General features: G+C 55.0%; 12 protein-coding genes. All 12 read left to right on the forward strand.

All coding sequences use genetic code 11. The annotated features are described in order from the left end of the window. The first annotated feature begins 8 nt into the window (after positions 1-8). Positions 9-1,370: a tRNA uridine-5-carboxymethylaminomethyl(34) synthesis GTPase MnmE gene (mnmE, locus tag T363_RS0105105; RefSeq protein WP_031473870.1), complete on the forward strand. Its 1,362-nt coding sequence runs from the start codon at positions 9-11 to the stop codon at positions 1,368-1,370. A gap of 257 nt (positions 1,371-1,627) precedes the next feature. Further along, positions 1,628-3,505 carry a tRNA uridine-5-carboxymethylaminomethyl(34) synthesis enzyme MnmG gene (gene mnmG, locus T363_RS0105110; protein WP_031473872.1) on the forward strand — a complete coding sequence of 626 codons (1,878 nt, stop codon included), beginning with the start codon at positions 1,628-1,630 and terminating at the stop codon, positions 3,503-3,505. A 110-nt stretch (positions 3,506-3,615) separates the two neighbouring features. Further along, complete coding sequence (rsmG, locus tag T363_RS0105115; RefSeq protein ID WP_031473874.1) at positions 3,616-4,320, forward strand: 16S rRNA (guanine(527)-N(7))-methyltransferase RsmG; 705 nt, start codon at positions 3,616-3,618, stop codon at positions 4,318-4,320. A 240-nt stretch (positions 4,321-4,560) separates the two neighbouring features. Beyond that, a complete protein-coding gene (locus T363_RS0105120) occupies positions 4,561-5,391 on the forward strand; it encodes a ParB/RepB/Spo0J family partition protein (protein WP_031473876.1) in 831 nt (276 codons plus the stop codon). Between the two features lie 244 nt (positions 5,392-5,635). Then, a complete protein-coding gene (locus T363_RS0105125) occupies positions 5,636-6,412 on the forward strand; it encodes a ParA family protein (RefSeq protein WP_031473878.1) in 777 nt (258 codons plus the stop codon). Continuing rightward, complete coding sequence (locus T363_RS0105130) at positions 6,412-7,290, forward strand: ParB/RepB/Spo0J family partition protein (protein ID WP_031473880.1); 879 nt, start codon at positions 6,412-6,414, stop codon at positions 7,288-7,290. Before T363_RS0105125 ends, T363_RS0105130 begins: the two co-directional genes overlap by 1 nt. A gap of 12 nt (positions 7,291-7,302) precedes the next feature. Next, positions 7,303-7,863 carry a hypothetical protein gene (locus tag T363_RS0105135; RefSeq protein WP_031473882.1) on the forward strand — a complete coding sequence of 187 codons (561 nt, stop codon included), beginning with the start codon at positions 7,303-7,305 and terminating at the stop codon, positions 7,861-7,863. A gap of 30 nt (positions 7,864-7,893) precedes the next feature. Continuing rightward, a complete protein-coding gene (gene serS, locus T363_RS0105140; protein ID WP_031473884.1) occupies positions 7,894-9,189 on the forward strand; it encodes a serine--tRNA ligase in 1,296 nt (431 codons plus the stop codon). A 101-nt stretch (positions 9,190-9,290) separates the two neighbouring features. After that, positions 9,291-9,683, forward strand: a complete 393-nt coding sequence (locus T363_RS0105145; RefSeq protein ID WP_031473886.1) for a thioesterase family protein — start codon at positions 9,291-9,293, stop codon at positions 9,681-9,683. Positions 9,684-9,840: 157 nt separating this feature from the next. After that, positions 9,841-10,452, forward strand: coding sequence for a DNA-3-methyladenine glycosylase family protein (locus T363_RS0105150; RefSeq protein WP_031473888.1), 612 nt, complete (start codon positions 9,841-9,843; stop codon positions 10,450-10,452). A gap of 157 nt (positions 10,453-10,609) precedes the next feature. Beyond that, complete coding sequence (locus T363_RS0105155; protein WP_031473890.1) at positions 10,610-10,933, forward strand: thioredoxin family protein; 324 nt, start codon at positions 10,610-10,612, stop codon at positions 10,931-10,933. 32 nt (positions 10,934-10,965) lie between these two features. Further along, positions 10,966-11,886, forward strand: a complete 921-nt coding sequence (gene trxB, locus T363_RS0105160; RefSeq protein WP_031473892.1) for a thioredoxin-disulfide reductase — start codon at positions 10,966-10,968, stop codon at positions 11,884-11,886. Positions 11,887-12,016 lie beyond the last annotated feature (130 nt).

Raw genomic sequence — 12,016 nt, forward strand, 5'->3', positions numbered from 1 at the left:
GGTATCTTATGAATGATACAATTGCCGCTATTTCCTCCGCAGGCGGGCCGATCGGCTTGATCCGGGTTTCGGGTGAACGGGCGGTGCAGGCGGTATCCGCGGTGTTCCGTGCAAAAAACGGCCATCCGATGACCGAAGCGCCCAGCCAAAAGCTGGTTTACGGCACGCTGCATGATAAAGCCGGCAAGGTGATCGACTGCTGCTATGCAGTGGTCTTTCACGCGCCCTATACCTATACCGGCGAGGATATGGCCGAATTGCAGTGCCATGGCTCGACCGCTGTGCTGACGCAGGCGCTGGATGCGCTGTTTGCGCAGGGTGTCCGGCAGGCGGAGGCAGGCGAGTTTACCCGCCGGGCGTTTCTGAACGGCAAGCTCGGTCTGTCCGAAGCCGAAGCGGTGCACGACCTGATCACTGCCCGCACGGCGGAAGCCGCGCAGAATGCAGCCGCGCAGGTAATGGGCGCAGTTGGTTCGCCCGTGCAGGAGATGCGGGACGATCTGATCGGTATGGTCGCGCATTTTCATGCGGTGGTGGATTTTCCGGATGAGGATATTGATCCGGTGCTGTTTGAGGATGCAGCCGCGCTGCTACACCGCACCACCAGCCGCCTGTATGCCATGGCGGAAAGCTATGAACGCGGGCGTATCCTGCGCGAGGGTGTGCCGTGTGTGATCCTCGGACGGCCGAATGCGGGCAAATCCACGCTGCTCAATACGCTGCTTGGACGTGAGCGTGCAATCGTGACCGATATCCCGGGTACAACGCGCGACCTGATCGAGGAAAATGTCAAGGTTGGTCAGGTATTGCTGCGGGTGACCGATACCGCCGGTCTGCGCGATACTGAAGATCCAATCGAGCAGGCGGGCATTGACCGGGCGATGGCAGAGGCCTCGGCCTCTTCGCTCATTTTGGCGGTGTTTGACGGCTCGCGCCCGATCGGGGAGGACGATATGCTCGTGCTTGCGCGTTCTGCGGGGCATCGCGCGATCGCCGTCATCAACAAGGTGGATCTGCCGCAGCAGTTGGATGAAAAGCTGCTCAAAAAGCATTTTCTGCACATCGTTCCGATCTCTGCCAAAACCGGAGAGGGGATGGAGCGTCTGCTTGGGCTGATCCCGCGTACCGTCGGTATGGGGGATGGCGCGTTTGACGGCGCATTGATCACCAATGCCCGGCAGGCCGCTGCACTGGCACGCGCCGCCGAACGGTGTGAGGCTGCGCTGTACGCCGCCCAGTCCGGCATGACGCCGGATGCCGTTGTTATGGATGCGGAGGGTGCGATCGCCGCGCTTGGCGAGATCACCGGGGAAACCGTAACCGAAGCGGTTGTTTCCCGCATTTTCAGCGATTTCTGCGTGGGAAAATAATCGAACGATTGAGCCAAAAAGGGCCGTCTGCCGCGCGCAGCGGCTCTTTTTGCTCTCATCCGTTTGGCAGTATACTTATATTACGATTTGTAATATAAGTATCAATATATAAACACATATGAATCAATTTTTTCTGCCAGAGTGCAAGTTATCCAAAGTTTACACAGAGTTATCAACAGGTATGCACAAAGTGAAACAAGTCAATGTTGAGTTTATACAAATCATCATGCGAATTTTCAGATGGGGGAGGACGAGCCATGCGCAGCTTTGAAGCGGAAGCATTTGATGTTGTTGTGATCGGTGCAGGACATGCGGGAATTGAGGCCGCGCTGGCTGCAGCACGTTTGGGCTGTAAAACCGCCTGCTTTACGATCAATCTGGATGCGGTTGGCAATATGCCGTGCAATCCGGCAATCGGCGGCACGGCCAAGGGGCATTTGGTGCGTGAGATCGACGCGCTCGGCGGCGAAATGGCACGGGCAGCGGATGCCGCGTGTATCCAGTACCGGATGCTCAACCGTGGGAAAGGGCCGGCGGTGCACTCGCTGCGTGCACAGGCTGACCGGATCGCGTACCGTTCCTATATGAAGCACGCGTTGGAATTGCAGCCGGGCTTGCAGCTCATGCAGGATGAGATCGTTGCGGTCGAGGCAGAGGACGGTGCGGTCAGTGCAGTGGTCACCGCAATCGGTGCACGGCATCCGGCGAGGGCGGTTATCGTGGCATCGGGCACTTTTCTCGGCGGTCGCATTATCATCGGTGACTACGCGCGCGAAAGCGGGCCGGACGGCATGGCAGCGGCAAAACCGCTGACCGATAGCCTGCGTTCTCTTGGCCTGCGGCTGCAGCGGTTCAAAACCGGTACGCCGCCGCGCATCCATCGCCGGTCGATCGACTTTACCGGCTTGGAGCTGCAGCAGGGCGAAGAAGAGATTATTCCCTTTTCGTTTGAAACAACACAGCCGCCCGCAAACCGCGTGGTTTGTCATTTGACCTATACCACATCCGAAACGCATGCGCTGATCCGCGCAAATTTGGATCGTTCTCCCCTGTACGGTGGTAAGATCGATGGGATCGGTCCGCGCTACTGTCCTTCGATTGAGGATAAGGTGGTGCGCTTTGCGGATAAGCCCCGTCATCAGTTGTTCCTTGAGCCGATGGGACTGGATACCGAAGAGATTTACGTGCAGGGCTTTTCCTCTTCCATGCCGTTTGATGTGCAGCGGGATATGCTGCACACGGTAAAGGGCTTGGAGCATGCGGAGATCATGCGCCCGGCGTATGCGATCGAATACGACTGTATTGATCCGCTGGAGCTGCTGCCTACGCTCGAAACCAAAAAGGTGCATGGTTTATACGGCGCCGGTCAGTTCTGCGGTTCCTCGGGCTATGAAGAAGCCGCTGCTCAGGGTCTTGTGGCGGGGGTAAACGCTGCATTATGGCTCAAGGGAGAGCCGCCGCTGGTGCTCGACCGGGCGGACGGTTATATCGGTACGCTGATCGATGATCTGGTGACGCGTGGGACGAATGAGCCGTACCGCATGATGACCTCGCGTTCGGAATACCGGCTGCTGCTGCGTCAGGACAATGCGGACGAGCGGCTCGTGCCGATCGGTGTGCGGATCGGTCTGAATCCACCGGAGCGCGGGGAGGCGGTGCGCCGTAAGTACGCGCAGGTACAGCAGGAGATCGACCGTCTTTCGTCTGTCGGCATTGCGCCGTCGGACACGCTGAACGGGTTTTTGGCGGGACAGAACAGTGCGCCGGTCAAGGATGGCTGTAAGCTGATCGATCTACTGCGGCGTCCCGAACTCAGCTACGCGGTGCTTGCGCGGTTTGACCCGGATCGTCCGGTGCTGCCTGCGGTCATCCGCGAGCAGGTTGAGATCCGTGTGAAATACGCAGGGTATATCAGTCGGCAGGAAAAAGATGTAGAACAATACCGCAAGCTGCAAAGCCGTGCACTGCCGCCCGATTTGGATTATCAGGCGATCGACTCGCTCCGTTTGGAAGCCCGCCAGAAGCTGGATCAGGTGCGTCCGCTGAATTTCGGGCAGGCGGCTCGTATTTCGGGTGTGTCCCCGGCGGACATCACCGCACTGATGATTTATATCAATACAAAAATGGAGAATTGATAATGGAGAATGGTGGGGCGGGGGAAGCGTATATCGTGATTGCGCTTGGTGATTGATCTGCTATTTTCCATGATCCATCCTTCATTATCCATTCAGAAAGGGGTGTTCTTATGACAGCGTGGGAACTGCTGGAAAGCGGCCTGCACGAGATGCATGTTTCGTTTTCTCCACAGGCTGTGGAAAGATTGCTGCTGTTTTCCGATTTGCTGCTGGAAAAAAATAAGGTGATGAACCTGACGGCGGTAACGAGATCCGAGGAAGTGATCACCCGGCATTTTTTGGACTGCGCAGCGCTCGTGCCTTGGCTGAAAGCAGGACAGTCGGTGCTTGATGTCGGTACAGGGGCAGGTTTTCCCGGTTTACCGCTGGCGATCCTGTGCCCGGATGTACAGTTCACACTGCTTGATGCACAGCGTAAACGGATCGACTTTTTGAACGAAGTGATTACAATGCTTGGACTGACTAACTGCACCGCGGTGCATGGCCGTGCGGAGGAATTTGCTGCGGCGCACCGTGCTGCATTTGATGTGGCGGTATCCCGTGCGGTCGCGGAATTGCGTATGCTGTGCGAGCTGGCTCTGCCGATGGTTAAAACCGGTGGTGTGTTCTATGCGATGAAGGCGGCTGACTGTCTGGATGAGATTGGTTCGGCTGCAAATGCTTTTTCCGTGCTGGGTGCACCGGCGGCTGAACTGCTGCGGTATATTGTGCCGCACGATGGGGTGGAGCGTGTTCTGGTGCGCCTGCATAAAATCGCAGAGACGCCGGAAAAGTATCCGCGTCGGTTCAAAAAAATCCAGACCGATCCGCTGTGATTCAATATATTACAAATCGTATCCCCTCCGTATGGAAATTACGGAGGGTTATTTTTTGTCCGAAAAACAGAGGAAATGTGGTATTTATCCGTGGAAATGACAGATGAACGTCGAATCAGGCGGGTTTTGCGGTCGATTTTGCTTGCCAATATGTAATAATATGGTAATCTATTACCGAAGGACATAAGAACATATGGTTCGGAGAACTGTATTTTCGGACACACTGAGGGAGGAGCAAGCATGATGTCTGTGTTGTCATTGGTAACCGGTCGGGAAGACCGAACACTGCGCCGCATTCGTGTAAGTGATATTGCGCGTAATCCAAATCAGCCGCGTAAGTATTTTGATCCGGAGGCGATTGCGCAGTTGGCGGAAAGTATTCGGCAGTATGGGGTGCTCAATCCGTTAACAGTGCGCCGATTACCGACTGGCGGATATGAGTTGGTTGCGGGGGAGCGCCGATTGCGGGCGGCCCGTGTAGCAGGGTTAAATGATGTGCCTTGTCTGGTGATTGCAGCGGATAATGAAGATTCGTCTGCGATTGCGCTCGTCGAGAATTTACAGCGGCGTGATCTTGACTTTTTTGAGGAGGCGCAGGGATTCCGTCGGCTGATCGACCAGTATGGTTTAACGCAGGAAGAAGCTGCACGTAAGGTTGGCAAAACGCAATCCGCAGTTGCTAATAAGCTGCGGCTGCTGCGGCTCTCCGCTCAGAATATGGAGCTGATTCGCAGTGCTAATTTAACCGAGCGGCATGCACGCTGTCTGCTGCGGTTAGAGGAGGAGAGTGACCGCATCAATGCAACCAACTATATCATCGAGCATGATTTGAATGTTAGCCGGTCAGAGCAATATATCGAATCGCTGCTGGCGCAGGAGCAGGAGCCGGAAACTGCATCCGGCGGAGGGCGCAAGGTCGTGCGGTTGATTAAGGATGTGCGGTTTTTTTTGAATACCCTCAATCGTGCTGTGGGCGTTATGGTAGATGCAGGCGTCGGCGCTACGGTTGAGCAGCAGGAAAGTGATGATGGTTTAACATTGACCATCAACATTCCACATGTACATGCCTGAGCGATGTTTCACGTGAAACATCGGCAGTATAACGAAAGGGGAGAGGGCGCAACTTTGGCTCTCTCCCCTTGTTTCACGTGAAACAAAAGAGAAAAGGAAACAGATATGTTTCACGTGAAACAAAAAAATAGAAGAAATGCAGCAGTGAAAACAAGAATTTTATATGAATTGCTTTGCTTTGCCAAATAGGTGTGATATAATAAAATCCGTAGGAAAATCTGCAAAGAATAGAAGGGATTCCACTATGGGTAAAATAATTGCGTTTGCCAATCAGAAAGGTGGTGTCGGCAAAACGACGACCGCGATCAATCTGGCAGCAGCGCTGGCAGAGCGCGGAAAACGTGTTTTGCTGTGTGACTTTGATCCGCAGGGAAATGCGACATCAGGTTTTGGCGTTGATCCGCGTTCTCTGCAAACCTCTATCTATGATTTGATTGTGGCGGATGAACCGGATGTGAAAAGTGCAATCGTGTCCACCAAGTGGGTTGATTTAATTGGAGCCAATGTCAATCTTGCCGGTGCAGAATTGGATCTGATTGCATTGGAGAACCGTGAAAAGCGCCTGAAAAGCGTATTGGATCATGTGCGGGAGGATTATGATTATATTTTCATCGATTGTCCGCCGTCACTTGGCTTGCTGACACTCAACTGTCTGTGTGCATCGGATAGCTTTTTGGTGCCGCTGCAATGCGAATATTATGCATTGGAAGGTCTCAGTCAGCTGATGACGACTGTCCGCATGGTTAAAAAAGGCATGAATCCGGCATTGGAAATGGAAGGTGTGCTGCTGACCATGTTTGACGGCCGCACCAATCTATCCATTCAGGTGGTGGAAGAGGTTAAAAAACACTTCCCGGGGGAGGTATTCTCTTCGGTCGTGCCGCGTAATGTACGTCTGAGCGAAGCACCCAGCCATGGAAAACCAATTACCGATTATGACCGGATGTGCCGCGGTGCAGAGGCGTATCTCACACTGGCAGATGAGATTTTGAAGAAAAATGCACGAAAGGGGAGGGGCTGATGGCAGCAGGCAAAAAGGGTCTGGGCGGCGGCTTGTCCAACCTATTCGGTGACGATGCTGCCGATCTCCGTGCGGAAAACGCACCGCAGGATGGGAGTATTTCCAGTCTTGCGCTTTCCAAGGTAGAGCCAAACCCGAATCAGCCGCGTAAGATATTCGATCCGGACGCCTTGCAGGAGTTGGCAGAAAGCATTCGGCAGCACGGCGTGATTACACCAATCACCGTGCGCCCGGCAGAAAAAAACGGATACTATCAAATCATCGCAGGTGAGCGGCGTTGGCGAGCGGCGCGTATGGCAGGCTTGCAGGAGATTCCCGCAATGGTGCTGGAAGCGCAGGAGCATGAGGTGATGGAGCTTGCGCTGATTGAAAACCTGCAGCGGCAGGATCTAAACCCGATCGAAGAAGCCGAAGGTTACGAACAGCTGATGCAGCAGTTCGGCTTGACGCAGGAGGAGGTCGCGCAGCGTGTGGTCAAATCCCGGTCGGCGGTAGCTAATGCACTTCGGCTGCTCGGTTTACCCGGTGAGGTACGCACAATGGTAGCGGATGGAAAACTATCCGGCGGCCATGCCCGTGCGGTGCTTGCCGTAGCGGAAGCGGACAAGCGTGTAATGGCAGCACAGCAGATGATCGGCCTGAGCGTGCGTCAGGCAGAAGCGCTGGCTAAACGCATCAATAAAAAACCAGTGGAAAAACCGCAGCCGCAGGGATTTGCAGTTGATTATATTGCTGAACTGGAAAAAGAACTGGAAACCGTGCTGGGACGCAAAATCAGCATCCAGCAGGGAAAAAACAGCGGACAGCTTGCACTGGAATACTACGGCGCAGAGGATCTGGAACGTTTGGCCGATGCGCTGCGCAGTCTGCGCGTGTAAGGGAGGAAGCCTATGGAAGAGCAAAATAAGGCGTCGGAACAGTCTAAGCCGCAGAAAAAACTCAGCCGTACCACGCTGACCTTTTATATCGTCGGCCTATTTTCAGTGGCGATCGCACTGATTTTAATTAGCTATGTGGCGCAGGCACGGGCGGACAAGCAGCTCGATACGCTGAACGATAAGCTGACCGAGCAGCAGACGGTAGCACAAGGGGCGACCCAAAAAATGGAAGAATTACAGCGGCAATACGACACCCAGCAGCAGCTGATCGATGGCGCAAAGCAGGCATTTGGCAAGGATGCACTGCTTGCTGCTGCGGACGAGCAGACGCTGGATATACAGGCCGGCCGTCTGGCAGCACGGAGCAGCGCACTTTCCCTGTTGACAAAATTGCAGCAGGAGCTGCTGCGGGAGGATTACACCGCTGCGCAGGAATTGTATGATGAAATGGTGAAAACCTATACCGAAGCGGCGCTGACGCGGGAAGGCTCGGATGAGACCCTGTGGCTGCTGACCGAGGAAGAAGCCAAAATTTTTCAGGCGATACAAAAGCAGCTGAATACCAATTCGTAAATCAAATCCATAAGGAGAGAAAATAAAGCCATGCTGGATATCAAATTTGTCCGACAGAATCCGGACGTTGTTAAGGAAAACATCAAAAAGAAGTTTCAGGACGAAAAGCTGCCGCTGGTCGATGAGGTCATCGACTTTGACGCCAAGTTCCGCGCAGCCAAGACCCGCTGCGACGAGCTGCGCGCCCAGCGCAACAAAAAGTCCAAGGAAATCGGCGGCCTGATGGCTAAGGGCATGAAGGACGAAGCTGAGCAGGTCAAGGCGGAAGTGAAGGCCATGGCGGATGAAATGGCAAAGCTCGAAGAGGACGAAAAGATTTTTGCCGAGGAAGTCAAAAACCGCATGATGGTCATTCCGAACATCATCGACCCCTCGGTGCCGATCGGTAAGGATGATTCCGAGAACGTCGAGATCGAAAAGTTCGGCGAGCCGGTCGTACCGGAGTACGAAGTGCCCTATCATGTGGACATCATGGAAAGCTTTGACGGCATTGATCTGGATGCGGCGCGCCGCACCTCGGGCAATGGTTTCTACTATCTGAAGGGCGATATTGCACGGCTGCATTCGTCCATCCTGTCTTACGCGCGCGATTTTATGATCGACCGCGGCTTTACCTACTACATCCCGCCGTTTATGATCCACGGCGATGTGGTAAAGGGCGTTATGTCCTTCAAGGAAATGGAAAACATGATGTACAAGATCGAGGGCGAGGATCTGTACCTGATCGGCACTTCTGAGCATTCGATGATCGGCAAGTTTATCGATACCATCAATGACGAGGAGACCCTGCCGCAGACGCTGACCAGCTATTCGCCCTGCTTCCGCAAGGAAGTTGGCGCGCACGGCATTGAGGAGCGCGGCGTATACCGCATCCATCAGTTTGAAAAGCAGGAGATGGTCGTCGTCTGCAAGCCGGAGGAATCCCCGATGTGGTACGATAAGCTGTGGCAGAACACGGTTGATTTCTTCCGTTCGCTCGATATTCCGGTGCGCACGCTCGAGTGCTGCTCGGGCGATCTGGCCGATCTCAAGGTCAAGTCCTGCGACGTAGAGGCATGGTCGCCGCGCCAGAAGAAGTATTTCGAGGTCGGCTCCTGCTCCAATCTGGGCGATGCACAGGCGCGCCGTCTGGCGATCCGCGTGCGCAGCAAGGAAAACCCGAAGGAGCTGTATTTTGCCCACACGCTCAACAACACCGTAGTAGCGCCCCCGCGCATGCTGATCGCGTTCCTGGAGAACAACCTGCAGGCGGACGGCACGGTAGCCATTCCGGTGCCGCTGCGTCCTTATATGGGCGGCAAGGAAAAGCTGATCCCCAAAAAGTAAAAATAATTGAGAATGGACAATGGAGAATGAAAGCGTCACGCAGCTTTATCATTCTCCATCATCCATTCTGCATTCTCCATTTTAGTTAGGGAGGCAATAGAATGGAAGTTGGCATTAAGGGTGAAAAGAAATTCACCGTAACCGAGGAGCAGCTCGCAGCACATGTCGGCAGCGGTCTGGTCAATGTATTTGCAACCCCGATGATGATCGCGGCAATCGAGAACACCGCGGCGGGCAGCGTAGCGCCCTATCTGGAAGAGGGCAAGACCACGGTCGGCACGCTGGTGAACGTCAGCCATGTATCCGCTACACCCGCAGGCATGGAAGTGCGCGTGGAGACCGAGCTGACCGAGATCGCGCCGAACGGCAAGATTTTCACGTTCAAGGTAGCGGCCTATGACGAAGCCGGACTAATCGGCGAGGGCACGCATCAGCGCGCGGTCGTTGCCAAGGAGCGCTTTGAGCAGAAGGCGCAGGCCAAGAAAAACGCATAAGGAAGCTGTCGGAAAATAAAATTTTTCCGACAATCTGTATCTGGGTTTTGCCAGACACGGACGAGAAAAAGTATAAAAGCTGAGGTACACGCCCTCAGCTTTTATGCATTTGTCCCTATTTTCCATTTTTCATTCTCCATTGCAAGGAGGTTTTTGTATGGAACAGCCAATTTATCAATACGGAAAAACCGAAACCGACGCGCTTTCCGCCGCCGATCCGGTGCTGGGTGCAGCGATAGAACGCATCGGCCCTATTGAACGCGCAGTGATGCCCGACCTGTTTGAAGCGCTTATCAACGCTATTGCCGGGCAGCAGATCTCATCCAAGGCGCTGGCGACCGTGTGGGCACGGCTGTGCGATGCGGTCGGGTCGGTCACGCCGAATAATTTGCTTGCGATAGGAGAGGAGTGCCTGCGCGCCTGCGGACTGTCCGGCAGGAAGGTGCAGTATATGCGGTCTGTCGCGCAGGCGGTGGCAAGCGGTGCGTTGGATATCCACAGCCTTGTGGACAAAACCGATGAAGAGGTCATCCGCACCCTGACCGCACTGCCCGGCGTCGGCCAATGGACGGCGGAAATGCTGCTGATTTTTTCTTTGCAGCGTCCGAATGTGCTCGCCTATGACGATTTGGGCATCCGCAGGGGCATGTGCCGCCTGTACGGGATGGATACGCTCTCCAAAGCGCAGTTTGATGTATATTACGCGCGTTATACACCCTATGCCACGGTAGCCGGACTGTATTTGTGGGCGGTGGCGGCTGAACCGTAGCTTTGCGGCAGCAGGGAGGAACGGTTATCCCTAAAAGTTATCCCAAGCCTGTGGAAAAATATCCGCTGCCACTGTGTGATAAAATCACGGTGGGGTTGAAAAAAAGGGGTATAATAAAGCCATAAACAAAATATAAACGAATAAGAGGTGCTGATCGATGTCTATGCTGCAGATCAATCAAAATAATTATCGCGAATTAGTGGAACAGGCGGGCCAGCCCGTACTGCTCGAATTCTGGGCGCCGTGGTGCGTTTACTGCCGCCGTATTGCAGGTGTGGTAGCAAAGCTGCCCGAAGCGTACGCAGGGCGTGCCGCAGTCGGTCAGATCAATATTGATGATGACCCCGCGCTGGCACAGCAGTTTGAAGTGGATACCATTCCGTCGCTTATTCTGGTGCGGGATGGTAAACCGGGCGAAAAGCTTGTCGCACCCGGCTCCAAGGCGGAAATCGACGCTTGGATGCAGGCGCAGTCGGTCTGACCGCGCGGCAGGATCAGAAGGAGGCAGGTCAAATGGCAACCATCTACGATATGCTGGTCATCGGCGGAGGGCCGGGCGGTTATACCGCCGCCCTGTATGCCGCCCGTGCGGGACTGCGCGTGCTGGTGATCGAAAAGCTTTCGGCCGGCGGGCAGATGGCGACCACCGAGCAGGTGGAGAATTATCCCGGTTTTGATGAAGGCGTGGACGGCTTCGAACTGGGCGAACGGATGCAGCGCGCGGCGGAGCGCTTCGGCGCGCAAAGCCTGCTGGCAACGGTCAGCCGCTTGGAATTGTCGGGTGAGATCAAACGTGCACACACGGATGAAGGCGTGGTCGAAGGGCGCACCGTCGTCATCGCAACCGGCGCTTCGCCCCGTCCGCTCGGCTTGCCGGAGGAGCAGGGGCTGATCGGCAGGGGTGTTGCCTACTGCGCCGCCTGCGACGGAATGTTCTACAAGGGCAAAACAGTCGCAGTGATCGGCGGCGGCAATACCGCCGTAGCAGATGCCCTGCTGCTTGCCAAGCTGTGTGAAAAGGTCTATCTGGTGCACCGCCGTGATACTTTGCGGGCAACCAAGGTATACGAAAAAGCGCTGGCGGCAGCGGAAAATCTTGAAATCGTCTGGGACAGCCGTCCGGCCGCCCTGCTGCATGCAGAACGGGTCAACGGCATCCGTTTGGAAAACGTTAAAACCGGTGCGCAGCGTGAGATCGCCGTGGACGGCGTGTTTACCGCCATCGGCCGTGTGCCGGATACCGGCCTGCTGGAAGGACAGGTCGAGCTGGACGCACAGGGCTATATCGCGGCGGATGAAACCACGCGCACCAGCCTGCCGGGTGTATTTGCGGTAGGCGATGTCCGCACCAAGGCGGTGCGGCAGATCGTCACCGCTGCGGCAGACGGCGCGGTTGCCGCCCACTTTGCGGAAGATTACCTGAATGGGATCTAAAGCGCTCTTTGTATTTCTCTCTCTGTTTTATAACATAAATCCTGTATTTCTCCATCTGTGTTGGAGCTGTGCAGGTGATAAAAAAAGTCAGGCATATCGCCTGACTTTTTTTGCATTGCAGTATATGATT

The organism is Agathobaculum desmolans ATCC 43058 (assembly GCF_000701665.1).
GTDB classification, from domain to species: Bacteria; Bacillota; Clostridia; order Oscillospirales; family Butyricicoccaceae; genus Agathobaculum; species Agathobaculum desmolans.

Coding starts and splice junctions, on each gene's coding strand:
- T363_RS0105155 (WP_031473890.1), top strand. CDS start 10,610: ATGTCTATGCTGCAGATCAATCAAAATAATTATCGCGAATTAGTGGAA.
- mnmE (WP_031473870.1), top strand. CDS start 9: ATGAATGATACAATTGCCGCTATTTCCTCCGCAGGCGGGCCGATCGGC.
- T363_RS0105150 (WP_031473888.1), top strand. CDS start 9,841: ATGGAACAGCCAATTTATCAATACGGAAAAACCGAAACCGACGCGCTT.
- mnmG (WP_031473872.1), top strand. CDS start 1,628: ATGCGCAGCTTTGAAGCGGAAGCATTTGATGTTGTTGTGATCGGTGCA.
- trxB (WP_031473892.1), top strand. CDS start 10,966: ATGGCAACCATCTACGATATGCTGGTCATCGGCGGAGGGCCGGGCGGT.
- T363_RS0105135 (WP_031473882.1), top strand. CDS start 7,303: ATGGAAGAGCAAAATAAGGCGTCGGAACAGTCTAAGCCGCAGAAAAAA.
- T363_RS0105125 (WP_031473878.1), top strand. CDS start 5,636: ATGGGTAAAATAATTGCGTTTGCCAATCAGAAAGGTGGTGTCGGCAAA.
- serS (WP_031473884.1), top strand. CDS start 7,894: ATGCTGGATATCAAATTTGTCCGACAGAATCCGGACGTTGTTAAGGAA.
- rsmG (WP_031473874.1), top strand. CDS start 3,616: ATGACAGCGTGGGAACTGCTGGAAAGCGGCCTGCACGAGATGCATGTT.
- T363_RS0105130 (WP_031473880.1), top strand. CDS start 6,412: ATGGCAGCAGGCAAAAAGGGTCTGGGCGGCGGCTTGTCCAACCTATTC.
- T363_RS0105145 (WP_031473886.1), top strand. CDS start 9,291: ATGGAAGTTGGCATTAAGGGTGAAAAGAAATTCACCGTAACCGAGGAG.
- T363_RS0105120 (WP_031473876.1), top strand. CDS start 4,561: ATGATGTCTGTGTTGTCATTGGTAACCGGTCGGGAAGACCGAACACTG.